The following is a 22,309-nucleotide window of genomic DNA, read 5'->3' as shown; positions in this document are numbered from 1 at the left end:
GGGTCGCCTTTATAGGGACAGGTTATGGGTAATATTTTTAAGTTATCTGAAATAAGGCCGGAGATGAAACCTTAGAATAAAGAAGCCTTTATAGGCGAAAGGCTATGGGTAAAAGGGATAAAACTCACAGGGTAATCGCATCTTAGTTGAGTTATGAAATTACCATACCCTGGTCTAAAATTTGAATGTACAATTGAGATTGTTCCCTCAGAAACGTTTTAGGCTCTGGTTTATGTGTACCAGTCCTATCAGTGAAGGCTCCTGGAACCTAACGCCGGTTCAATTAATAGATTCAGTCGATCACCTTCTTCGATGGGTCGTCAACAATCTTGGACTGATGCCAAATTATCCCTCTGCGGCACTGGCAGCCAGGATTTTGATCATGAAGTCATTATCCATCCCTGCTTTGTAGCGCTTCATCTTCAGACTCTGGTGGGAGGGTTCGCGCTTGAGTAGATTAACACTCAGGCGGCGTAGCAGCCCGAGATTTTCAGCAGCATAGCCCTGGCGAACCCGACTGGAATCTTCATTGAAAGTGACATCAAGTACCCAATGTAGACTGTTTTCAACACCCCAATGGGAGCGAATCACACGGTTGTGCTGCGAGCCATCCGCCGCCAGGGTACTCAGGTAAAACTGAGTCTGGATCGTGGTTTTGTTCCATAAATACCGCCTTCGCCTGACCATCACCACACTGGTTAAACCCTGCCATTGTGTTTGGCGATGCAACAGGGGGAGTTGGCTCACAGGCACCGCCCACACCTGACGGGTTTCTCTGCGATGATGCCCAGCCTCAACCGTTTGATGGTAACTCAATTCAATCCCCTGCCAGTTCTGGTCTTGGGCCTGGACAAACCAGGCTTCCACCTCCGCCGCTTTGCTTGCCCTGGTTGCCCTTGAGGGCTAAGACATAGTCCCCACCGGCTTCCTTAATTTGTCGTGCAATGTCAATTTGGGTGCCCATCGCATCAAGAGTCACGTTCGCGCAGCGTGGCCTACGGCCAATCGCTCCTTTGAGGTTAAGCAACTTCAACAACAGTGGAACCGCAGTGATTTCATTCGATTGGCTCTCGACTTTTTTTTGTGCCAACATCAGCCCATGTTCACTGCTCCAGGCACTCACGCTGTGCAGCGCTTTGAGGTGCTTCTGGCGATCATAGGAACCTTTGGTCGTCAAGAATCAATATGAATGAGTTCAATATCTAAGCTCTGGGTGATACTGTCCACCCAACTCAGGAAGCCGGTTTCAAGTTCGGTGGGATCAAGAAGGCTAAACACCCGACCAAAGGTATCGTGGGATGGTATCCCATGGGGTAAGTCGAAAAATGTCTCCAGCCACTTTTGCTTAGCTTTACCGTAGGTTTCAATGGCCACAAACCCATCGGCTCCCGCAATCACAGCCAAAATTGCAATGGTGACAATTGCCACCAGATTGTGGTCGCTTCTGCGGCCTACCCGGGGATCCTCGAGATCCTGAAAATGATTGAGCACACTCTTTTTGAGGATCTGAGCCTCGCGCTCCTGCTGAGGTTTAAGAACGGGCTGGTTAAAACCTTTTGTCATGGAACCTTACCGGGAAATCAAAATTGTTGCTGATCCTTAGGTTAACCGCTGGGGTGTCTGTGAGACACATGGAACGGCAAAACCCCTTAATCTACATATCCCGCTTTTTGTCAAGTACAATTTATACCAAACAAAATGCGATTACCCTGCTTAACAGGTGGATTGAGACGAAGATGGGCGAATCAACGTTTGGAGACTTTTACTGAAGCTTTAGAAGCGTTTCGTACAGGGATATCTTATCGTTTTGCTGCTTGGCTAAACCAAAACACGGACGTATTCGCCGCTCATAAAGCCAGGTTTGGCTTGATTTGGGCTTGAAACTTGTTTAAGTCCCGCTAGAACTATTGCGTTTCCTTGATAATTTGAGCTAGAATAGAAAAATTAATGCGCTCGTTCGCGTAGCGTCTCCTAGGTCGAAAAGAGTAGCGGTTTGTGCGCAAGCTGAAAAGCCTCTGCTAGAAGCATAAGCCAAGAATCTAAAAGTAAGCCCAATAACTTTATTGGAGGGTCATTAGGCTGTTTGGCTCAGCCGTTAAGGGTGTAAAAACTCTTAAGAATCCCTCACTATAATCTTTGATTTAGTTATGGGAGTGTCAATCGTTAGCTTCCGCCGCAATTCATCCCACGTCCGAAATCAGTAGCGTCGGCGTGGGATGATCCGACAGGGCTGCGGCTATCGCATCTTATTTTTGTACATGCTGGCGGGGTGAGGATTTCAGCAATCGAGTCTGGTTTTTAATCAATTGATGAAATCCTTACTGGATCAGGGTTTTGTAATTTAGATGGGGTTTGCCTCTGAAATGGTTACAAACTGATGTGTTTTGTAAGTTTTATCGAACACTTCAAAGATAGATATCTTCTCCTTGCTCTGTGAATCGAACATCTTTAATATTTAACTCAGAGTTAGCGGTAAGAGTTTTACGCAAACTACCGAAAAGGGCAAATTGCTCACAAGTGGAGAGGGAGATAAACTGCCGCTGGGAATCTGGTGATAGGCGCAAATCGACGGTAGCTACACCAGTATTGGCATTGACCTTCACGCGGTATCCCGATACATTAAAGTCACTGGAGTTACCAGTCTCTAAAACTTTTCCTATAACTGTATTAACTGGATTTCCTACTGGTACAGCTACCTGTTCAGACACCAGAGACTGACACTGACTGTCAGCCCGATAGACATTAAGAATTACTGGGTTAGCTCGATTGCTATTATTATTACCTTGGCTGACTGTAGCCTTAAGCGCGACCTTACCAACCTTGGTTCCTGGTTGAGTTTCTTCCGTAGGTACAGTAATCTTAGGTAGAGTAGTATTAGAGGTTGCTACACCAGTGGTAGAGCTAGCCTCGGTGGCTGGTTCAGGAGATAGATTCCCTACAGGAGTTTTCTGGGAACCAGGATTGTTATCACTCACCAAACCATAGCTACTGAAACCAACGACAATTGCTGCAATCGCAACAGGAGCTAGATAGTGTTGAAAACTTTTCATTTGGCTTCGCTCAAAACAATGCTTCTAGCTGTTGTCTAAAGCAACAGTTACATCAATCCATATTCAAGGTAGAGCGTGGTTGATCAGGATAAAAGAGTTGAAAAATAGAAACTAGAAAATAAAAATTGAAATCATTTTCACGCTTATATCCCAATTCTGGCGCATTAGGGCTATAGATCAATTTAATTTGGCCATCTACCGACATTCGCAACACTCGTGACACTCGCAACACTCCCGATCTCTCCATCTGCATTTGTAGTCCTACTTTGAAGAATTGGTATTAACTGTGGGGGAGGCGAAACCCAGCTACCCTGTTGTAATAGCCTTGCTATCCTAAAAGAAGTTCCCCTAATAGGACATCCCCGATTCAATCAACCATGACTAAACAACCAGCCCGAATCTGCATTCTCGGTGGAGGCTTTGGGGGTCTCTATACAGCCCTACGCTTAAGCCAGCTGCCTTGGGAAAAGCCCCAACAACCAGAAATTGTCTTGGTTGATCAAAATGATCGGTTCTTATTTTCACCGCTGTTGTATGAACTGATGACTAGTGAACTACAAACCTGGGAAATTGCTCCACCCTATGAAGAATTGTTAGCAAACACAGGTGTACGCTTTACTCAGGCAGCGGTATCAGGCATTGATGTAGAACAGCAGCGGGTACAGCTAGAGACTGGAGTGGAATTGACCTATGATCGCCTGGTGTTAGCCCTAGGTGGAGAAACCCCCCTAGAGCAGGTGCCTGGGGTGGCTGAGTATGCTATCCCATTCCGAACTATCACTGATGCCTATCACCTAGAAGAACGGCTACGGATTTTGGAAGAATCCGATACAGATAAAATCCGGCTCGCTATAGTTGGTGCAGGTTACTCTGGTGTGGAACTAGCTTGCCATCTAGCCGAACGGTTGGGAGAGCGCGGAAGGTTGCGGTTGATTGAACTCGGTGATGTGATTCTAAGAACATCGACCGACTTTAACCGAGAGGCAGCACGCAAAGCTTTGAATGAACAGAAGGTCTGGATTGATTTGGAAACCAGTGTTGAGTCCATTGGAGCTGACACCATTTCTCTGTTGTATAAAGGACAGGTTGATACTATCCCCGTAGATTTGGTGCTGTGGACAGTAGGCACAAGAGTCACACCAGTTGTGCGATCGCTTCCGCTCAAACAAAACCACCGTGGTCAGCTGATCACCAGCCAAAGGTTACAAGCGGTTGACCATCCCGAAATTTTTGCCCTAGGTGATCTAGCCGATTGCCGAGATGCTGATAATCAACCAGTTCCCAATACAGCTCAATCCGCTTTTCAGCAAGCTGATTATGTGGGTTGGAATGTCTGGGCTTCTTTAACTGGGCGTCCCCTGCTCCCCTTCCGTTACCAGCAGTTGGGAGAGATGATGACTTTGGGGAAAGACAATGCAACTCTTACTGGTTTAGGTGTCAAGCTGGATGGTCCTTTAGCCCACATAGTGCGGCGACTTGCCTATCTTTATCGGATGCCAACTATAGAGCACCAACTGAAAGTTGGCATGAACTGGATTACTCGACCATTAACTGATCTGCTGTCTGGAACATAAAGGTTAGTAAACAGCACAAGAAAATGTCGCAGAGTCTACCAAAAACTCTTATTATTTGTTAAACTTAAATTATGGTAACACCGACAGGGATTATTATGTAACTTAAATTAAAGCCGAAAACCAAGGGTTTAGTAGTTGCACTTAGATCCCGGTGTTAGACTTTTTTGACATTTTTATGGCGCTCGCGGGATATTCCGTCAGAGAAGCGCGGAGATACCCCCTGGATGCTATTGCATCTTGCATTGGCGAGCCAGAATTTGCCTTTGGTAGGTTTTGGTAGCTAAAAAGTATCGGCATACATACAGGAAAATGGAAAATTGAAATTAAATGAACAATTAACCATTAACAATTAACCATTAACCATGGAAAAACCGCGAGTAATTTTTCTAGATGCTGTCGGTACACTATTTGGTGTTCAAGGGAGTGTAGGGGAAGTTTATAGTGCGATCGCTAATCAATTTGGGGTTACAGTACCTGCTTCAGCTTTGGACAAAGCCTTTGTCAAAGCCTTCGCCTCAGCAGAACCAGCGGTTTTTCCAGAAACAGATCCTGAAGAAATTCCCCAGCGAGAATTTGAATGGTGGTGGGTGATTGCCTCCCGCACCTTTGAACAAGTTGGTGTACTTGACCAGTTCACCGATTTCATTGATTTTTTTGACGAACTCTATGCCCACTTTGCCACTGGTCAACCTTGGTTAATTTATCCGGATGTTATCCCAGCTCTGAAAGCATGGCAGCATATTGGTATTGAGTTGGGTGTCGTATCAAATTTTGATTCCCGTCTCCATCTTGTCTTAAAAGCTCTAAAATTAGAAGAATTTTTCTCCTCCATCACAATTTCTACCCAAACTGGCTTTGCCAAGCCTGATCCACAGATTTTTGCTGCTGCTTTACAAAAACATCACTGTAGTGCTCAGGAGGCTTTTCATATTGGTGATAGTTTTAAAGAAGACTATCAAGGTGCTCAGGCAGCTGGCTTGAGAGCATTTTTGATCAAGCGCAAACCAATGACTTAACTTAAACGCGATGCTCCTAGGTCGCCGCTACGCGAACGCACCGATTGGTTTCCACACCAGTTTCTGCTTGATAGCTGTTGCTGTGGTATAGTGTGACTGCTTCTTTGAGGATATTGGCTGCTAACTATGAATTCTTGGTTCTGGGTAAAGGGTAACCAGTAACTCACTTTCTTTAACGGCTAACTCATCCAACCGCTGAGCTACCAGTACTCGCTCAAAATAGGTATCAGCCAGTACCCAGTAAATACCATAGTGACGAGCCTCAGATGCCATCAAGCTACGATAAAATTTTGCTAAAAATGGATCACAACAGTGAGTTGCTAGTAATCCCAAACGTTCGTGAGAACGAGCCTCGATCAGTCCAGCAACTAGTAAAGAATCCAACAACCGTTCTGGTTCGTTTCGGCGAATCTGAGCTTTCAATCCAGCTCCATAGGGTGGTGAAGAAAGGGGACCTAAGGGAATGCTACGTCTTTCTAGCCACTGGTTAACTTGCTCGAAATGTTCTAGTTCCTCACGGGCAATGACCGTCAGCTGACGCACAAGTTTACTGTAGGATGGGTAGCGAAACATTAAATTCAGTGCTACTCCAGCTGCTTTACGTTCACAATGGGAATGGTCGAGTAAAATAACATCAAGGTGCCCAAGGGCTTGCTCGATCCAAGCCTGGCTAGTAGGGTGTTTGAGGGTATTAATCAAAGGCAGACCAGAAGAAGACACAGTTTTTGTTCAAATCAAAGTAGTTGGCTTGTTCATTGCAGACAGGCTTTGGTATCGGTAGACGATACTATTAATTTTAACTGAATCGTGTCAATCCCCGTCTTGTTAAGGTGCAGGTGTAATCTCGTCAAAAAATTGGTTCAATACCCGCTTTTGTAGCAACAAGTTGGGTCTCAAACCCCGACTTACCCGTAGCCAATCCGGGTAGTTCATGATAAATTTACATAGACACTACGCATAGACACTTATAAGACAAGTTAAACTAGCTACTTGAGCCTATTCCTCAAACTATTACACTTAACGACTCTATTCAGGAATAGCAAATACCTTAAAAGGAAGACCACTCTGAAAGAATTGGTGCATATATCTATAAATAGGTATGAGGCTAATGGTATTAGGTATTAGGTACAACAAAAGCAGTTGATAGCCTCTGTGCTTGAGGAGGTGTGCTTCATAGGCTGGTCATAAACCGCAACCGCTTAGCCATTTAACCTAGAACTCTGATGCCTAAAGCCATTAACCTTAAATTTTATATGAAGGGGTCTACCTGATATTTAACGAAATTAGATTTGGATAAGTAAAGTAATGACACACCGTCGTATTGTTATCGGTGACGTTCATGGTCACTATAATTCTCTTATGGCCTTATTGGATGCGATCGCACCCACTAGTGACGACACCGTTTATTTTCTTGGAGACTTGATTGATCGAGGACCAATGAGTTCTCAGGTTGTCGAATTTGTCAAGCAAAACGCTCACCCCTGTTTATTAGGTAATCATGAGCTGATGTTACTAGAAATTATCGGTAACAATTTAGTACCTAACTCAACACGACAAGCCTGGCTCTATAGTGGTGGTGAAAGTACTATCAACAGCTATGGTGGAAAAGTCTGCCAAGATCACCTAGATTGGATCAAAACACTGCCAACCTACATTGATTTAGGAGATACCTGGCTAGTTCATGCCGGGGTTAATCCTCGCATGACCATTGAGGAGCAAACCGTTGAGCAATTTTGTTGGATTCGGGATGAATTTCACAGTATGCGTGAACCTTACTTTCTCGACAAGCTGATCATCACGGGTCACACCATGACTTTCACCTTACCAGGAGTGGCTCCCGGTACCATAGCCCAAGGTTGTGGTTGGCTAGATATAGACACTGGTGCTTATCATCCGAAAAGTGGTTGGATGACAGGTCTAGACATTACCAATAATCTTGTTTATCAAGTTAACGTCTTTCGGGGTGATGTTCGCCAATTCCCCTTGGAAGAAGCCGTGACCAAGATAGAACCTAGTAAAATATGCCGACGTCAAGTATTGAGTACCTCGTGAAGGTGATATAGGTTAACAAAAAGACTATTGATCAAGCTTTCTGCTCTTGAGCTAGCTGTGCTTATCTGAGCACTCGCCCTCGACGACCTGTTGTCCTTTTGAGGGCAGCTTTTTTCTGGTTGCGGACTACACGAGTTTTGTTTTTGTAAGCCCGATTGTTTAATCCATCACCAACATAAGCACTATTTGAATCGATAGACTGCTCCAAGGAATCAATTCGGTCTGCTGTTGACGGATGAGTACTCAAAAACCCTGGAATAGAGCCTCTTTGCTTGAGGAGTTTTTTCATAAAGTCTACTGATCCTATCGGAGCATAGCCTGCTTGTTTTAAGTTCTTGATACCTAGTTCATCAGCTTCAAATTCATGCTGACGACTGTTGGGACGACGTAGTGCGAATTCCACGCCCAGATTAACCATCGTGCTGCTATCAACTCCAGCCGCTTCTGCTAAACCTCTAGCGATCGCGGCTTGCCTAATTTGCTGGATACTATGACGAGCTACAATATGACCAATCTCATGAGCTATCACACTTGCCAGTTGAGCTTCATTGTCTGCTGCTGCGATTAAACCCGTGTTAATATAAACAAATCCTCCCATAGTAGCAAAAGCATTAATATTAGCATCATCGACCACCTGGAATGTATAGTTAATATTTGGGCGTTCGCTGCTTTTAGCTAGTCGCTGACCAATTTGATCAACATAGCGATTAATTTCCCGATTGCGATAGAGCTTAAATTGCTTGCTAACAAGTTGCTGATTAATTTGCTGACCAATTTGGACTTCCTGTTGATCAGACATATTAGATAACTGGATAATCTGAATACCACGCAATAGCAGCTCTAACCAGGGAACCCCTTGGGCAACCTGAGCTGTTCCCACCACCAGACTCAGGGATAGAAGCATGCTGATTAACGGATACAACAAACGACGTCGATAACGGGAGTAAATCGATAATATATTGCTTAACATAGCAAAATTATGAATTATTAAATCCAAAAGAGATTATTTTAGCTATTTGTTGCTAAAAAGGGTTTGCAGCCATGACTTGCTGTAGACAAGCCTTGTCTTTAGCATCATAAGTCAACTCTCTACTAGGAGTTGTCTGCCATAATTACTAACCAGTAAAATTCCTCGTTATGGTTGAACCCCAAATAGGGTAATATGTTCCACAGACGAACCTGGTGTTTGTTATTCTCACTCACCAGTTATGGATAACTCGTATTATAGGTATTAGTTATGAGGTATTAGGTACATCAAAAGCAGTTAACAGCCGATTTGCTTTAAGAATAGCCCTTGATAACTAGGTTAGAAACCCCTTAGCCATTCAACCTAGAGCCAGCGAACCTTAAGGAGTTATCTTTAACACTATACAATTTTCGCAAAAACACCTAAGCAAGTTTATGGCTATTGTAGATTCTAAAGGACGTTTGTTTGGCAAGGTGAGCATTATCGACTTCGGTGCTGCCTTGGTGATTTTGTTGGTAGTTGTAGGAATTTTCTTCTTTCCTGGTGAGTCTGGTTCCGTTGCCCAACTCAATAGCACCAAACCAGTAGAAGTAGATATCATTGTCCGGGGGTTAAGCTTGCTTGAACCAGATGTGTTGGTCAATCAGTTGGAGGAGACCAAGAAGACTAATATTGTGATTCGTAAGCAACCCTATGGTCAGGTTGACGTCAAATCTGTCAAAATTCTGCGTAGAAGTGTCCTGGTGCCACAACCAGATGGCTCTATCAAAGAACTACCAGATCCCAGACCTAGCTTTTATGGGATTAATATGTTACTGACCTTAGGTGGTAAAGCAACAATCACCAAAGATGGAGTAGTGTTGGGCAATAGCAAGATTAAAATTGGTACCCCGGTAGAGTTAGAAGGTAGAGATTATAACTTCAACGCCAGTGTGATTAATGTCAGAGTAGAATAATCACGAGTGATGGGGTCAATTGAACTAAGAATTTATACCATAGACCCCACACGCTTCGCACCCGCAAGGGAGGTCTTGAGTTCATTTAGTATCAGCTTTTTCCACCGAAGCATCATTGATTCCCAGGGTAAGCCTTAGAGGTTTCCGGTAAGGATAGGCTCTAGCAACTTGCCGGTAAACGTCATAGTTAGTAGGTAGTGTAACTGTCTGTGCCCCCTCTTTATAGGTGATATTGTATTTAACTGTACGCAACAGCTCTGGCTTGCTAGGCTTATGATGAAGTGGCTGACGCTGTTCTACTTCATCAATGGTTGGTTTTGGTGGGACAACTGGCCACCATAAGCCCTTGTCATCAGGTCCTGTTACAGCACCTTCTGGTTTCTCACCATTGCGGTTGACTACGGACTTGGAAGCAAACTCCTCAACATCGGGATCTCTATCAGTTGTTGAATTAATAGAATACTCAACTCGCCAGGTTAAGGTGGTCAGTGCTGTAGCTTCATACTCAGTAATAATCACAGTGTTACAACTGCTAAGCACTACTGCTACACAAAAGCCGATCAACATCAAGATAATCTGGCGACGCCGCAAAATGCGATCAAGTAGGACATGGAAACTAGTCAAATTCACTCCACCCCATCCAAACTTACGACTAAATGCAATTTGCTCCCCTCTACCCTATTCTGTACCAAATTATCAAACCTGCCTTTCCCAATTGCCTGTGGTCAGGAGCAAGGGATTCACCTGCGATCGCACTGACCTTCGATGATGGACCCCATCCACACTACACTCCCAAGTTACTGCAAGTCTTAGACCGCTACCAAGTCAGAGCCAGTTTTTTCTGGTTGGGTGTTTGCGTAAACCAAGCCCCCAGTGTCGCCAGAGAAGTTTACCAACAAGGTCACTGGTTAGGACTTCATGGATATTACCATCAGTCTTTTCCCTTTTTAAAACGGGATGCCCTTCAGCAGAGTTTGCTCCTTACCCAAGACGCGATCGCTAAAGCTTGTCAGATTCACCCAGACAAGGTACAAGACGTTCGTCCCCCTAACGGATTATTTACGCCCCGAACCTTGAATATACTGCACCAGTGGAACTATAGATCAGTAATGTGGAGTGTTGTTCCAGAAGACTGGAAACGTCCTGGTGTCAGTATAATCGTGGAGAGAGTCCTAAAGCAGGTTCAAAACGGTTCCCTGATCGTCCTACATGATGGTTATTATGGAGGACAAGATGTGGTTGAAACTACGGCTGAGTTAATTCCTCAGCTATTGAACCAAGGTTACAAATTTGTTAGCATTGACCAGCTATGGCAGGAAAATTAGTAGTTTTGTTAATTGACTTACGGTGTTCTCACTCACTGCACCGTAAACTCCTATAACAACTGCTTTGCTAGACGCAACCGGTTTTCCATCTCATTACTCCTGTAGTGAAGTGAACTACTTGATCCAATTACCTCCTCTATATACTTCATATAGAGTAGACTATCCAGTTTAACGCTATATGTAGTGCTCAGCTAATCTGATCAATTTTAAAAACAATGAGCAAACTGTAAAAATTAAAATTAGAAATTAAAATAATGATCAACCGAAAGCTCCATCGGACTAGGAGACTTGCTTCCCCTACGCAATGTTCCTATCGTCTTTCTCTGGAGTATTTCCGATGCCCTGGTTCACCATTCCCTTACGGAGGAATACCGAATTAGGAGCTGGTTAAATAAACTTACTTGGCAGTACTTTCACTTAGCGTGTTACTACATTGGCTAGGGTTATGTGTTACAAGAGTAATGCAAAATAATCATTACCTAGAGCCAGAGCTTGTCAATGGTTATCATACAGGACAAGTTAATTAACCTAGTGAAGTCCAACTGTTGGGTTTTATAGAACATTAGTACTAAAATAGTGACTATATTATAGGCATAAGGGAAAGTGGGTAATGATTGCTACACTTTCTCAAAGCTTTTGACTAGATAAATAAGCTAAATTTTTCAGATAAACACTAGAGCAAAATTTTGTAAATAAGGCTACAATCAAAAAGTCTTCCCAAAATTCAGTATTAACACTTAAATGGATAGTAGATTCACTGCAAGTTAAGTCCAAGGAAATAGAGTCGATCTAATTCCTACCGCTGAAGCGATTGACCCACCATAGGGTGCAACAAACAAGGTTCTCACTGACTAAGCTATCTTAAGTAGATCAACGGACATCATCTACTGGTCTGAAACTGAAGGAGCATGAGGAAAAAACATGACCCAGGCAAATGAATTACTCGCAACAATCGCTCAACCTCAGAGCGATTTAGAAGTCTTGATTGAGGATGACGTGAACCGAGATGATTTGGTGGACGCTCAACCGGATGAGGAAAATACTAAGCCTGGTAAGGGGCGATCTAACCGTCGCCGAACCCAAAGCAAAAAGAAGCACTATACAGAAGATTCAATTCGCCTCTATTTGCAGGAAATTGGCAGGATTCGTCTACTCAGAGCTGATGAAGAAATTGAATTAGCCCGTAAAATTGCTGATTTGTTGGAATTAGAACGAGTGCGGGAGCGCTTGTCTGAACAGTTAGAGCGGGAACCTGGAGATCGGGAATGGGCAACAGAGGTCGATATGGAGCTGCCAGCTTTCCGTTACCGCTTACACGTCGGTCGGCGGGCTAAGGAAAAAATGGTGCAGTCTAACCTCCGTTTGGTGGTTTCCATCGCCAAAAAATATATGAATCGAGGACTCTCATTCCAAGACTTGATTCAAGAAGGTTCTCTAGGTTTAATCCGGGCTGCGGAAAAATTTGACCACGAAAAAGGCTACAAGTTTTCCACCTATGCTACCTGGTGGATTCGTCAAGCTATTACTCGTGCCATTGCTGACCAGTCCCGGACTATCCGCTTACCCGTTCACCTTTATGAAACCATCTCGCGGATCAAGAAAACCACTAAACTCCTTTCTCAAGAAATGGGTCGCAAGCCCACAGAAGAGGAAATTGCAGATCGGATGGAAATGACCATCGAGAAGTTGCGATTCATTGCCAAATCAGCCCAACTTCCCATCTCCTTAGAAACACCTATTGGTAAAGAAGAAGACTCCCGCTTGGGAGACTTTATTGAAGCCGATGGTGAAACCCCAGAAGATCAGGTTTCCAAAAATCTACTCCGGGAAGACCTAGAAAGTGTCCTTGATACCCTGAGTCCCCGGGAACGTGACGTACTGCGTCTACGCTATGGATTAGATGATGGACGGATGAAGACTTTGGAAGAAATCGGCCAAATCTTCAACGTGACGCGGGAACGGATTCGGCAAATTGAAGCCAAAGCTCTTCGCAAACTACGCCATCCAAATCGCAATAGCATTCTCAAGGAATATATCCGATAGAAAACCCTGCTGCTTGATAGCAATCAGGGTTTTCTGTTATCGTTGCATCTAGTGGGTGGGGAATAGGGATTCATATGAAGTCTGGTTAATCACATATAATAAGGTTGGTGCCATGCATGTTAATTGTAAATTGACTCCTAACAATTTTTAATTTTCAATTTTCAATTGGCTATCAACCAAACATCATAAGTATTCAAACAGACATTATATCACATTCCTTACCCCAATTCCTATCCAGAAATTAGTTCCGGTGCGCTTGACCTTTGAAGAATTAAATTACGGGGTCGCACCGTTTTCATATTTTAGCTGACACTCCGTAGGAAAAACTATGGAATCAGCTAAAAACACATAAGAAAGCTGGAGTTCAACACTAGAACTCCAGCTATTTATTGAGATTGACAAATTTAACTAACTATTGGGAACTACATTAAGCCCAAGAAGTGTAGTACACCTTGACCAGTAATATATTCTGTGACTAAAGCAGCGATGAAGCCGATCATAGCTAGACGACCATTTAAGTTTTCTGCTTTAGGGGTGAAACCGAACTTGGCTTCGTTAGACTCTTGATTGGACATGGTTCTTTGCTCCGCTAATTTACTCTGTGTAGCCCGTTTATATTAAAAAATGTAACAAATTATTGGCTAAATGTCAATTATCTGCATAGCCAACCGAGATGAATTGTTTATAAAGTCTTAGTTCATCAATGATGTAAACTTATGTGAAGCATAATTTCCTGTTTTCATCATGATCTCTCGTCGCGCATTTCTCAGCAGTCTGTTGGCTAGCTTTATCGTTTTGCTAGCTTGGATAAATTTTCCCAACCCTGCCCATGCTCTCGGTGGCAAACAACCTCCTCTCAATAAACCCGCACCCGAGTTCACCTTACCAACCAATACTGGTAAGGGTAAGGTGTCCCTGTCCGATTATCAGGGTAAATGGGTCGTACTCTATTTCTACCCCAAAGACTTTACTAGTGGTTGCACCTTGGAAGCTAACAGATTTCAGCAAGATTTGCCCAAATATATGGAGAGAAATGCGCAGATCCTAGGGGTGAGCGTGGATGATGTCGATTCTCACGCGGAGTTTTGTGACTCAGAGGGTTTACATTTCCCACTTTTAGCTGACACCGATGGCTCTGTCAGCAAGGCTTATGGTTCTTGGTTAGGTATTATGTCCCTACGCCATACCTATATCATTGATCCAGAAGGCATTCTACGGGAAATATTCCTTGGTGTGATACCAGCAATTCATAGCCAGGAAGTACTGGCTCGTCTGGATGAGTTAATGTCTACTTCTTTCTGAGTTGATTTCCCACGTACGATTAAGCTTTAACAAGATTTATGCCCTGAGGAGGTCTAATCTCTGGTGTAATATCTCTGGTCTAATTTATATAGATAGAGTTTAACCAAATCAACTCATTTCTAGATATAGCTGTACATATAGCTTGAGTGCCTAAGTCCTATTTAAGCATCCTTGAAGGAGGCTACTGAAAGTAGGCTGAGTACTGAAGCCGGATCATCAACAGTAGGGCTGGTTAGCTGAACATTGTCAATGATGAGTCCAGACTGAGTTTGATTACTCAATTCATTCACAACACCAAAGCCTAGGCTGTAGGTTCCAGCAGTAGTGAAGGTATGAGTAAATGCTTTAAATCCGGTTTGGTTGTAAAAGTTGTTCGGTGCTTGACTAAAGACCCCTAGGATTGGGTTAGCTAGTTCATAGACAATTTGGGACTTGGGAGAACTAAGGCAGAAGAAAGCGAAGTCGGCAACAATAGCCTCATCTCCCACGTCTTCATTGGTGAAAAAATTCCAATCAAAGGTTAAGCTATCACCAACACCAGGGGTAATCATTTGTTGGATAGCAGCACCTCTGACTACCTTGCTAGAAGTACCACATATGCCAACGGTGTCTAAAATTTTCTGGGCAATACAATCGAGAGTTCCTGTGGACAGGTATAAAAACTCCTCTAGTTTAGAGGCTGATGGGGCTTTTGGCTGGCCTGTTCTGGTGACTTCCTTATTGCTAGTTCTTAGTAAAAGCTGCTTTTCTCCCTCTGTTGGAGTAATGCCAAAACTAGCTCTTTTGATCCCACCTGGTCCTAACTTTTGCCAGCCTTTAAGTCCTTCTTCAAAGCCACCATTAACTAGTTTAACTGGTTGCTCAGCACTAGAAAAACTAGACGAGTCAACCAGATAGTTGATGTCTTTTCTTAAAGTGGACTGTTTTGGCATTTGAGACGTGGACATAAAATTAATTTTTCTAGAACGCTAAAGGTTGAAACGACGATGATTCCAGAAAAATCAGAGGCAATCTTAACTTTTGACATGAGCACCAACCGTATGAACACCCTGATTAATCTGATCAGTTTGATGATCGTCTAATGACTAATGAACGTATTGTGTAAATTTTTACACGGTTGTTTCCTTAAAAGTCAATGTATCTAGGTAATCTTTACAAGATATTTATATTTGGATATTTATTCATTAAGTTTCCGAGAAGAAACGATTAACTATAACCTTGAAAAATTAAAATTATAGTTTTGATTTGTCACTAAGCTTCCAATGTCAATATTTTGTCAAGGAATCTGTTCAATTCAGGTTAATTCCTTACTGTTCCAAAATCAGAGCAAAAGGAACAGCAAAGATTGTTCAGCTTTTTTAAAGTTTTCCTATTTATTTTTTATAGTTAAAGTTTCGCTCAAGTTGCTTCAAGATTTTATACATTTCTGGAAGCCGATTGTAGATGGCAGATATTTTTAGCCAGAGTTTGTTGGAAATAGCAGGATAGCCAGACACTACACTTCCGGGTTCTACATCTTTGTGGATTCCAGATTTAGCGGTCACAATTGCTCCATCCCCAACATTCACTTGATTCGCAATTCCTACCTGACCCGCCAGCAGCACTTGATTACCCACTTTCACTCCTCCAGATAATCCGACTTGGGCTGCCAAGGCACAGTTTTGTCCCACCTCGGAGCCGTGACCAATATGTACCAAATTATCTAATTTAGTGTTGCGTCCAATGCGGGTTTCCCCAACCGCTGGACGGTCAATAGTGCTGTTACAGCCAACTTCCACCCCATCTTCTAAGACCGTGTAGCCAGACTGTTGCATTTTATACCACCCTTGGGGGGTTGGAACAAAGCCAAACCCTTCAGCACCAATGACTGCACCACTATGAATCACACAATCGTTACCAATGTGGCTCCGTTCATGAATAGTGCAGTTGGCATGTAAGACAGTGCGATCGCCTATGTCTACTTCAGGATATATTACTACATTAGGATGGATACAAACCTGATTGCCAATCTTTACCCCTGCTAAAATTACGACGTTGGGTCCAATATAGACATCATTTCCTAACTGAGCATCTGGGTCAATCACTGCACTGGGGTGGATGACTGGTTCTGGTTGAAAAGGTTGATAGAAACATGCGATCGCATGAGCAAATAGCAATCTCGGTTCAGATGTCCCTACCCAAGCAATACCTCTTTCTGTCGCTTTTGCCTGTAATGCTTCATCCAGAGACAAAATTAAGGCACTCGCCTGGGTTTTTTCTACCATGTGGGCAAACTTGGGTCCCTCAATATAACTGAGAGTGCCTGGGGTGGCTTTATCGATGGGAGCAACTCCGGTAATTTCAGGGTTAAGCTCTGTATCGCTATTCAGGCTATGGCACAAAGACGCTGTATTACCCAGGTGTTCTATTAAAAGACTAAATTTCATGGCTCAGCAATGGGTGGGTGTGGAATTTGACCAAAATTTTGGGTTTCAAGCCTGGCCTTGGCCAAAAGGCCACGCGGGGCGCGTTTGGCCACGCTACGCTAACGCCCATAAGCGGGGGACTTTTAGTGTATAATATGTTTAAGTGTGTAGAAAGCGCACAGGCAGGATTCGTCGGTACTGCCCTATTTAATAACGAGCGTAATGCGCATGCTAGTACACGAAGCGCGAAAAACCTCGCCGGTGCGCTTGACCTATTAAGAATTAAATTCGCCACGGGTCGCACCGCTAAAACGCATGGATCTGCCACGGATACCGAACACCAGTAAAATACAGTTTCGTGCATATTTTTAGCTGTCCGGCAAAAGAAGCCCCACACCTAATGCATAGCATTAGGTGTGGGGCTTCTTTTGCACAGGGTATTATAAAATTGCTATAATATATTTACTGATAAACAAAGCCGTTCGCGAAGCGTGGCCAAAGGCCTTAAATGCTGGGCAAGTCAGACACCTACGTTCCTTAAAAATAGAACTTATTGTATTGTTCCGGCGCGGAGGGGCATCCCGGAGACGAAACCTGATCAGAGCGATGCAGTCGGCCAAAGGGGGTTTCCCCCATGAGCGACTGCATCAAGACAGGGTCGCCTTAATCATAAAGTTTTAACCAAAGGTGCGCTTTCCGTTGGCGAATTAAATTCGCCACGGGTCGCACCTCTTTTATGCATAGCCGACTAACCATAAAGGCGACCCTCTTTAAGCGGTAACTTCTGACCGTGTCGTTAATAAAGCAAGCCTACGTATCCGTTCGCGCAGCGTCGGCGAAAGCCGATACCGTTGGGTGGAGTTGGCAAGAAGCCTACACGCTCACTCGTTCGCGGAGCGGCTCTGTAAGAGCAGAGTTAGTGTAGGAGTATGTCACTTAGATTGGGTTTTCCTGGGGATTAACTTAATCCATGACTCCGATTGCCCTTGGATGATTGAGTCATTAGTCTACAAGTTTCTTAGTTCCATCTATAGATGGAACTAATTAAGACCTCGAAAGTTTAATGACTAATGACTAATCAATCATGTCTGGTGGTGCTATAGTAAAGTTGATAAAACTTTTGGGGTTTCCTGTAACTGTGGTAAACCATCAGACTGTTGAGGATCTGGTGGACTAAGATAGACTAGTAAGTTAAGCAATATTGTGATAGTAAGCGCCTGAAAAACTTTCTTAAACACGAGCCACACTCCTCATTCCTAATATTTAGTCTTGGTGAAACAATCGGAAACGATGCTACTTGACTGAGATACGAACTTTCTAAAAATTGATACACCCGTGAAGGGAATTAACTCTACCAGTTTATTTAAGCAACCATATAAGTGCCAAGTTATATGTTCCGCCTCAGTGACTGGCACAGTGCAAAGGGTTGATTCTAAATCATTCTGTGTAATTTAATAGATTAGGGGTAGCCGAGATTAGAACCAAAGCAACAGTTTGCTAGTCGCTACAATGTAAAGAAAAACCAATCTAGCAGCCACCTTGGGTCAGTACCCCACTCTTGCCTAGACAGGACTCCCTAGCCTAGTCATGGAAGATAGCTGACCAGCCTAAGACCTGCTGTAGGTTATGGGAAGTCTAGGTTATCTGCAAGGGTGAAAGTTCCTACCTTAGGATGGAATGACAGTCCGAAGCTGATTAACCAGATCCTTAAACAGTCCTACAAGGGGTAAGACAGTGCCATTCTACATTCTGACAGGATAGTACCTACCGATAACAAGCCGCGAGGCAAACATGAGGTTCTGCTTCGATAGGCTATGAAGGCTGTTAACAGGAACGGGTATGAACTGCATCTGTTCTCCCCACATTAGCTCCAAGACGGTTTTAACCGCCCTTTTCCTTTGTTTTTCCTCCCCAGTCGCCCATACACGGGGTTTGCAAATTTCACGCTTATTTTTTATGATTCCTACAGTTATCGAGCAATCCGGTCGTGGCGAACGTGCCTTTGACATTTACTCTCGTTTGTTGCGAGAGCGCATTGTATTCCTCGGACAACAGGTTGATTCTGACTTAGCTAACTTAGTGGTTGCCCAATTACTCTTTCTAGAAGCCGATGACCAGGAAAAAGATATTTACCTGTACATCAACTCTCCTGGCGGTTCAGTGACTGCGGGCATGGGCATTTTCGATACGATGAATCAAGTTGCTCCGGACGTATGCACTATCTGTGTTGGACTAGCAGCTAGTATGGGGGCTTTCTTACTCAGTGCTGGTGCTAAGGGTAAACGCATGAGCTTGCCTCACTCCCGGATTATGATTCATCAGCCACTGGGAGGAGCACAGGGACAGGCAAGCGATATAGAAATCCAAGCAAAAGAAATCCTGTACCACAAGCAGCAGCTAAACAAGTATTTAGCAGAACATACCGGTCAGCCACTGGAAAGGATTCAGGAGGATACCGAGCGGGATTTCTTTATGTCAGCGACTGAGGCTAAGGACTATGGTTTAATCGACCAGGTCATTGAGCGACGTCCCATAGCAACCCCTCTCCCAACAAACTAATGTCTTAGTTGACACTCCCTGCTCGCCCATAGACGGGGAGTGTCAACTAAGACGTTAGTTTGGGGAGATGCTAAAGCGATCGCTAACCAAGTCCGGACTATTACTGAAGTGACTCCCGAAATTAACAATCGGCAGTTAATCACCTACCGTAAGCGCTTATGTTGTCAGGGATTTCTGTTATTTCCCTAGTAGTTGGCGGTATTGGTGTGATGAATATGATCTTAACCTGAGTTCGATGACAGAAATTCAGAAGTTTTGACTCCAATCCATGAGACAGTAGTCAGGAGTCAGGATAAGAATTCATAATTATTGGTTATAATACAGAATTTAACGTCGTTAAATAGCTTATTAGATTATCCGAAAAAATTGATTTTATCAATGATAATGAATCATGGCTTCTGGCTCGAAGTTACTTAAATCTACCGACACCTGAGTTCTATCGAAATCACGTTGAATAGTTAAAAGTATGAGACAATTTTAGCCATAAGCAATCCAGGTTTTCTGGTAATAGGAAACTAATTTAAAATCTATCGATGTGTTACATAAGACTGGGGAAGGATCAGCTAAGCAAAGCGATGCCAAATAAAAGCACACCAAATAAAACCACAATCAAACCAGTATCCGTGCAGAAGCAGTTTCCCTTGACTACTGTAGGGGCACTTGTTGTCAATCCTAGTAGAAGAGTGTTAATTGTAAAAACTACTAAGTGGAAGGGTTTATGGGGTGTACCGGGAGGTAAAGTAGAATGGGGCGAAACCCTAGAATCGGCACTTCTAAGGGAGTTTCGAGAAGAAGTTGGTCTAGAGTTAACCCAAGTGAGCTTTGGGTTGTTACAAGAAGCGGTGCTAGACTCTAACTTTGTCCGAGAAGCCCATTTCATTATGGTCAACTACTATGCATTCTCTGCTAGCGAAACGATAACGCCCAACGAAGAAATTGAGGAATGGGTATGGGTTACTCCCCAAAAGGCAATGGAGTATCCCCTCAATACCTATACTCGCGTGTTGATTGAGGATTATCTGCAAAGGCAATTACTTGGTAAAACCTACTAGCGAAGTATCAGACAACAACTCAACTCCAGAACAGTCTAGCTTTTGAACCAGTTGAAAAATACTCTGTCCCGAGACTGGTTCTACCCAATCAGGAGCAATTTCTACCAAGGGCACTAGCACAAAAGCTCTCTGTCTCATACGCGGGTGAGGGATTTGGAGCTCAGGTGTCTGTAGAATCAAATCATCAAATAAAAGTAAATCTAGGTCTAGGGTTCGTGGTCCCCAATGTTCCTGACGGACTCTACCAAACTCTTGTTCAATTCCTAGCAGAGTCTCTAGCATTTTCTGGGGACTTAGTTGCACTTCCAAAAGGGCACAACCATTGATATAATCAGCTTGTGGCGGTCCAACTGGTGCAGTTTTATACCAACTAGAACAGAATTTTACGGTAACGCCTAGGGTTTGGTCGAGTTTTCTGAGGGCAGCTTCTAGAATGGCACGAGAGTCACCCAGGTTACTGCCAAGAGCGATCGCGCTCAATGAAAGCTTTGTGGTTACCAATTTTCCAGAGTTATAGACCATCGACCTTCATCGGTTGACACAGCAGCTTTAGACCACGCCTCAATGGGACTGATTATCACTTATGTTGCATTGACGAGAAGATTCACCCTTCCCAAAGTGGGTTAACCCATTACCTGTTCTATTGTATGGGGGTTTTTGAGACTCCCCATGCCTAGAAGGCTGGGGATTCTAGTTTCAAGCACGTTTCTGGCAACGCCGTTACGGGAAGCGTCTCTTGGTGTGTTCATTCCTTTTTATTGTTACTCAATCATGCTTGGGACCATAAACTTCACGAGCTTTTTTCGTACCCGATAACCCCTTCTTCTTTTTGTAAATTTTGCGTTGGGAGCCTTTAATATCTTTCTCGGCTGTATTATGACTGTTCAGGTATTTGGAAAACCCATATTCACTACCTAATCGAGTATTGTACGCGGTGTTGCTTTTTCTTAGGAACACCGGGATGGTCGAGCCAGTATCTAAGTACTTTATTGCGCACAAATTGAGATGTCCGAATAGCTTCATCTATTGCTTTAGCTTGAGTTTTTTTGACTACAGCCTTGTATGCCAGTACCAACATGCTTGCTTTACCTCCTTGTTTGTGTTAACTTACTCATGATATACCTTATGCACTTCACAGTGCGGAAGGTAAATTAGAAACTTGGGGCTTGTGGTCTCCTGTTTTTGGTCAGAAAGCTTGTTTTCTGGTTTGATAATAGAAATCATCTAAGTAACACAATGGACTTAAGGGGAAAAGTGGCCCTTATAACTGGGGGTGGCATTCGGGTAGGGCGTGCTCTTGTTATCGCTCTTGCTAAAGCTGGGTGCGATGTCTTTATTCATTACGGACGCTCTGCTGATGCAGCTGCTGAAGTCAAAGCCGAAGCAGAGTCCTTGGGAGTGCGAGCTATTACCTACTCCGCTAATCTCGCCGACCCCGTGGCCACAGACACTATTATCCCTCAAGCAGTTGAAACCTTTGGAAAAATCGACATCCTGATTAATAGCGCTTCTATCTTCCCAGAAGAAGATCTATTTGCCCAGACTGATGTCGCTTTGTGGGATAAAATTTTTGCCATTAACCTTCGTGCCCCCTTCCAACTCAGTCAAGAGTTTGCCAAGCAACTTCCCCAAAATAGGAATGGCAAAATTATTAATATTAACGATGCTGGTATTGCCAAGCCAGATACTAACCATTTTGCCTATCGAATTACTAAACGGGGATTGTGGGATATGACAAAAATTATGGCATTGGAATTAGCCCCCCGCATTACAGTAAATGGTTTAGCGCTGGGACAAATTCTCGAACCTCCAGGTGACCCAGACCCTCAAGCTTTTATGGAAAATTATGCCCGTAAGTTTATTCCATTAAACATCCCTGGAAATACCAAAGTAGTAACGGACAGCGCCCTGTTTTTACTCGAACAAGATTTTCTAACGGGTAGCACGATTACGCTGGATGGTGGTCAATATATTTAGTATATTTACTTAAATAGCTGGCGGGGCGATC

The 22,309-nt window shown here is 43.6% G+C and carries 22 protein-coding genes and 2 pseudogenes; 13 read left to right on the top strand and 11 right to left on the bottom strand.

Annotated elements, in window-relative coordinates; genetic code table 11:
• Window positions 1-345: 345 nt before the first annotated feature.
• Window positions 346-1,506: pseudogene (locus tag F6K53_RS09310) on the bottom strand (ISAs1 family transposase).
• A gap of 207 nt (window positions 1,507-1,713) precedes the next feature.
• Between F6K53_RS09310 and F6K53_RS09305 the strand changes: the two are divergent.
• Window positions 1,714-1,881 (top strand): annotated as a pseudogene (locus F6K53_RS09305) (IS701 family transposase); the annotation flags it as partial.
• 524 nt (window positions 1,882-2,405) lie between these two features.
• Here F6K53_RS09305 and F6K53_RS09300 read toward each other — a convergent pair.
• Both F6K53_RS09300 and F6K53_RS09295 read right to left on the bottom strand, forming a co-directional pair.
• The gene (locus F6K53_RS09300) at window positions 2,406-3,050 is read right to left on the bottom strand and encodes a sporulation/spore germination protein (protein ID WP_293071599.1); all 645 of its coding nucleotides are present in this window, start codon (window positions 3,048-3,050) and stop codon (window positions 2,406-2,408) included.
• A gap of 52 nt (window positions 3,051-3,102) precedes the next feature.
• Window positions 3,103-3,297 (bottom strand): hypothetical protein, encoded by a 195-nt coding sequence (locus F6K53_RS09295; protein WP_293071600.1) that lies wholly within the window; start codon window positions 3,295-3,297, stop codon window positions 3,103-3,105.
• Window positions 3,298-3,427: 130 nt separating this feature from the next.
• On the opposite strand from F6K53_RS09295, the gene F6K53_RS09290 reads away from it, so the two are divergent.
• Together F6K53_RS09290 and F6K53_RS09285 are read left to right on the top strand one after the other, a co-directional pair.
• A complete protein-coding gene (locus F6K53_RS09290; protein ID WP_293044624.1) occupies window positions 3,428-4,624 on the top strand; it encodes an NAD(P)/FAD-dependent oxidoreductase in 1,197 nt (398 codons plus the stop codon).
• Between the two features lie 362 nt (window positions 4,625-4,986).
• On the top strand, window positions 4,987-5,640 hold the full coding sequence (locus F6K53_RS09285) for an HAD family hydrolase (RefSeq protein WP_293020422.1): 654 nt from the start codon (window positions 4,987-4,989) through the stop codon (window positions 5,638-5,640).
• Between the two features lie 120 nt (window positions 5,641-5,760).
• Here F6K53_RS09285 and miaE read toward each other — a convergent pair whose 3' ends face one another.
• Window positions 5,761-6,360 (bottom strand): tRNA isopentenyl-2-thiomethyl-A-37 hydroxylase MiaE, encoded by a 600-nt coding sequence (gene miaE / locus F6K53_RS09280; RefSeq protein ID WP_293071601.1) that lies wholly within the window; start codon window positions 6,358-6,360, stop codon window positions 5,761-5,763.
• A gap of 585 nt (window positions 6,361-6,945) precedes the next feature.
• Between miaE and F6K53_RS09275 the strand changes: the two genes are divergently transcribed.
• The gene (locus tag F6K53_RS09275; protein ID WP_293020420.1) at window positions 6,946-7,692 is read left to right on the top strand and encodes a metallophosphoesterase family protein; all 747 of its coding nucleotides are present in this window, start codon (window positions 6,946-6,948) and stop codon (window positions 7,690-7,692) included.
• A 61-nt stretch (window positions 7,693-7,753) separates the two neighbouring features.
• Here F6K53_RS09275 and F6K53_RS09270 read toward each other — a convergent pair whose 3' ends face one another.
• Window positions 7,754-8,662 (bottom strand): M48 family metallopeptidase, encoded by a 909-nt coding sequence (locus tag F6K53_RS09270; RefSeq protein WP_293020419.1) that lies wholly within the window; start codon window positions 8,660-8,662, stop codon window positions 7,754-7,756.
• Between the two features lie 431 nt (window positions 8,663-9,093).
• Between F6K53_RS09270 and F6K53_RS09265 the strand changes: the two genes are divergently transcribed.
• Window positions 9,094-9,615: a DUF4330 domain-containing protein gene (locus F6K53_RS09265; protein ID WP_293020418.1), complete on the top strand. Its 522-nt coding sequence runs from the start codon at window positions 9,094-9,096 to the stop codon at window positions 9,613-9,615.
• Window positions 9,616-9,696: 81 nt separating this feature from the next.
• Here the strand turns inward: F6K53_RS09265 and F6K53_RS09260 are convergent, their stop codons facing one another.
• On the bottom strand, window positions 9,697-10,245 hold the full coding sequence (locus F6K53_RS09260) for a hypothetical protein (protein ID WP_293020416.1): 549 nt from the start codon (window positions 10,243-10,245) through the stop codon (window positions 9,697-9,699).
• A 26-nt stretch (window positions 10,246-10,271) separates the two neighbouring features.
• On the opposite strand from F6K53_RS09260, the gene F6K53_RS09255 reads away from it, so the two are divergent.
• Window positions 10,272-10,940 (top strand): polysaccharide deacetylase family protein, encoded by a 669-nt coding sequence (locus F6K53_RS09255; protein WP_293020414.1) that lies wholly within the window; start codon window positions 10,272-10,274, stop codon window positions 10,938-10,940.
• Between the two features lie 921 nt (window positions 10,941-11,861).
• Entirely contained in the window at window positions 11,862-12,983 is a 1,122-nt protein-coding gene (gene rpoD, locus F6K53_RS09250; RefSeq protein ID WP_071102452.1) for an RNA polymerase sigma factor RpoD, read from the top strand.
• A 422-nt stretch (window positions 12,984-13,405) separates the two neighbouring features.
• Here the strand turns inward: rpoD and F6K53_RS09245 are convergent, their stop codons facing one another.
• Window positions 13,406-13,558, bottom strand: coding sequence for a chlorophyll a/b-binding protein (locus F6K53_RS09245; protein WP_008182021.1), 153 nt, complete (start codon window positions 13,556-13,558; stop codon window positions 13,406-13,408).
• Window positions 13,559-13,727: 169 nt separating this feature from the next.
• Here F6K53_RS09245 and F6K53_RS09240 point away from each other — a divergent pair, with 169 nt between their 5' ends.
• Entirely contained in the window at window positions 13,728-14,285 is a 558-nt protein-coding gene (locus tag F6K53_RS09240; RefSeq protein ID WP_293071602.1) for a peroxiredoxin, read from the top strand.
• Between the two features lie 161 nt (window positions 14,286-14,446).
• Here F6K53_RS09240 and F6K53_RS09235 read toward each other — a convergent pair whose 3' ends face one another.
• The gene (locus tag F6K53_RS09235) at window positions 14,447-15,232 is read right to left on the bottom strand and encodes a hypothetical protein (RefSeq protein ID WP_293020407.1); all 786 of its coding nucleotides are present in this window, start codon (window positions 15,230-15,232) and stop codon (window positions 14,447-14,449) included.
• A 426-nt stretch (window positions 15,233-15,658) separates the two neighbouring features.
• The gene (gene lpxD / locus F6K53_RS09230; RefSeq protein ID WP_293020405.1) at window positions 15,659-16,711 is read right to left on the bottom strand and encodes a UDP-3-O-(3-hydroxymyristoyl)glucosamine N-acyltransferase; all 1,053 of its coding nucleotides are present in this window, start codon (window positions 16,709-16,711) and stop codon (window positions 15,659-15,661) included.
• Here lpxD and F6K53_RS09225 point away from each other — a divergent pair.
• The 4 genes from F6K53_RS09225 (at window position 16,710) to F6K53_RS09210 (ending at window position 20,301) form a co-directional block, all read left to right on the top strand.
• On the top strand, window positions 16,710-16,844 hold the full coding sequence (locus tag F6K53_RS09225) for a hypothetical protein (protein WP_293071604.1): 135 nt from the start codon (window positions 16,710-16,712) through the stop codon (window positions 16,842-16,844). The two genes, lpxD and F6K53_RS09225, sit on opposite strands and share 2 nt — an antisense overlap.
• A 1,802-nt stretch (window positions 16,845-18,646) precedes the next feature.
• Window positions 18,647-19,249 carry an ATP-dependent Clp endopeptidase proteolytic subunit ClpP gene (clpP, locus tag F6K53_RS09220; RefSeq protein ID WP_293071852.1) on the top strand — a complete coding sequence of 201 codons (603 nt, stop codon included), beginning with the start codon at window positions 18,647-18,649 and terminating at the stop codon, window positions 19,247-19,249.
• Window positions 19,250-19,288: 39 nt separating this feature from the next.
• The gene (locus F6K53_RS09215; protein ID WP_293071851.1) at window positions 19,289-19,438 is read left to right on the top strand and encodes a hypothetical protein; all 150 of its coding nucleotides are present in this window, start codon (window positions 19,289-19,291) and stop codon (window positions 19,436-19,438) included.
• Window positions 19,439-19,824: 386 nt separating this feature from the next.
• Window positions 19,825-20,301 carry an NUDIX domain-containing protein gene (locus tag F6K53_RS09210; protein WP_293071850.1) on the top strand — a complete coding sequence of 159 codons (477 nt, stop codon included), beginning with the start codon at window positions 19,825-19,827 and terminating at the stop codon, window positions 20,299-20,301.
• Here the strand turns inward: F6K53_RS09210 and folK are convergent.
• Window positions 20,281-20,823 carry a 2-amino-4-hydroxy-6-hydroxymethyldihydropteridine diphosphokinase gene (gene folK / locus F6K53_RS09205; RefSeq protein WP_293080430.1) on the bottom strand — a complete coding sequence of 181 codons (543 nt, stop codon included), beginning with the start codon at window positions 20,821-20,823 and terminating at the stop codon, window positions 20,281-20,283. The genes F6K53_RS09210 and folK overlap by 21 nt on opposite strands.
• 388 nt (window positions 20,824-21,211) lie before the next feature.
• Window positions 21,212-21,379 (bottom strand): transposase, encoded by a 168-nt coding sequence (locus F6K53_RS09200; protein WP_293051594.1) that lies wholly within the window; start codon window positions 21,377-21,379, stop codon window positions 21,212-21,214.
• Between the two features lie 176 nt (window positions 21,380-21,555).
• Here F6K53_RS09200 and F6K53_RS09195 point away from each other — a divergent pair, with 176 nt between their 5' ends.
• A complete protein-coding gene (locus tag F6K53_RS09195; protein ID WP_293071848.1) occupies window positions 21,556-22,278 on the top strand; it encodes an SDR family NAD(P)-dependent oxidoreductase in 723 nt (240 codons plus the stop codon).
• Window positions 22,279-22,309 lie beyond the last annotated feature (31 nt).

Origin of the sequence: Moorena sp. SIO4A1 (assembly GCF_010672065.1) — a bacterium.
Taxonomy (GTDB): domain Bacteria; phylum Cyanobacteriota; class Cyanobacteriia; order Cyanobacteriales; family Coleofasciculaceae; genus Moorena.
The sequence above is the reverse complement of the archived record's forward strand: the minus strand, read 5'-3'. Positions and strand labels throughout refer to the sequence as shown.

Coding starts and splice junctions, on each gene's coding strand:
- F6K53_RS09210 (WP_293071850.1), top strand. CDS start 19,825: ATGCCAAATAAAAGCACACCAAATAAAACCACAATCAAACCAGTATCC.
- F6K53_RS09270 (WP_293020419.1), bottom strand. CDS start 8,662: ATGTTAAGCAATATATTATCGATTTACTCCCGTTATCGACGTCGTTTG.
- lpxD (WP_293020405.1), bottom strand. CDS start 16,711: ATGAAATTTAGTCTTTTAATAGAACACCTGGGTAATACAGCGTCTTTG.
- F6K53_RS09265 (WP_293020418.1), top strand. CDS start 9,094: ATGGCTATTGTAGATTCTAAAGGACGTTTGTTTGGCAAGGTGAGCATT.
- F6K53_RS09285 (WP_293020422.1), top strand. CDS start 4,987: ATGGAAAAACCGCGAGTAATTTTTCTAGATGCTGTCGGTACACTATTT.
- F6K53_RS09255 (WP_293020414.1), top strand. CDS start 10,272: ATGCAATTTGCTCCCCTCTACCCTATTCTGTACCAAATTATCAAACCT.
- F6K53_RS09235 (WP_293020407.1), bottom strand. CDS start 15,232: ATGTCCACGTCTCAAATGCCAAAACAGTCCACTTTAAGAAAAGACATC.
- F6K53_RS09290 (WP_293044624.1), top strand. CDS start 3,428: ATGACTAAACAACCAGCCCGAATCTGCATTCTCGGTGGAGGCTTTGGG.
- F6K53_RS09275 (WP_293020420.1), top strand. CDS start 6,946: ATGACACACCGTCGTATTGTTATCGGTGACGTTCATGGTCACTATAAT.
- F6K53_RS09200 (WP_293051594.1), bottom strand. CDS start 21,379: ATGTTGGTACTGGCATACAAGGCTGTAGTCAAAAAAACTCAAGCTAAA.
- F6K53_RS09245 (WP_008182021.1), bottom strand. CDS start 13,558: ATGTCCAATCAAGAGTCTAACGAAGCCAAGTTCGGTTTCACCCCTAAA.
- folK (WP_293080430.1), bottom strand. CDS start 20,823: ATGGTCTATAACTCTGGAAAATTGGTAACCACAAAGCTTTCATTGAGC.
- clpP (WP_293071852.1), top strand. CDS start 18,647: ATGATTCCTACAGTTATCGAGCAATCCGGTCGTGGCGAACGTGCCTTT.
- F6K53_RS09300 (WP_293071599.1), bottom strand. CDS start 3,050: ATGAAAAGTTTTCAACACTATCTAGCTCCTGTTGCGATTGCAGCAATT.
- F6K53_RS09240 (WP_293071602.1), top strand. CDS start 13,728: ATGATCTCTCGTCGCGCATTTCTCAGCAGTCTGTTGGCTAGCTTTATC.
- F6K53_RS09295 (WP_293071600.1), bottom strand. CDS start 3,297: ATGGAGAGATCGGGAGTGTTGCGAGTGTCACGAGTGTTGCGAATGTCG.
- F6K53_RS09225 (WP_293071604.1), top strand. CDS start 16,710: ATGGCTCAGCAATGGGTGGGTGTGGAATTTGACCAAAATTTTGGGTTT.
- rpoD (WP_071102452.1), top strand. CDS start 11,862: ATGACCCAGGCAAATGAATTACTCGCAACAATCGCTCAACCTCAGAGC.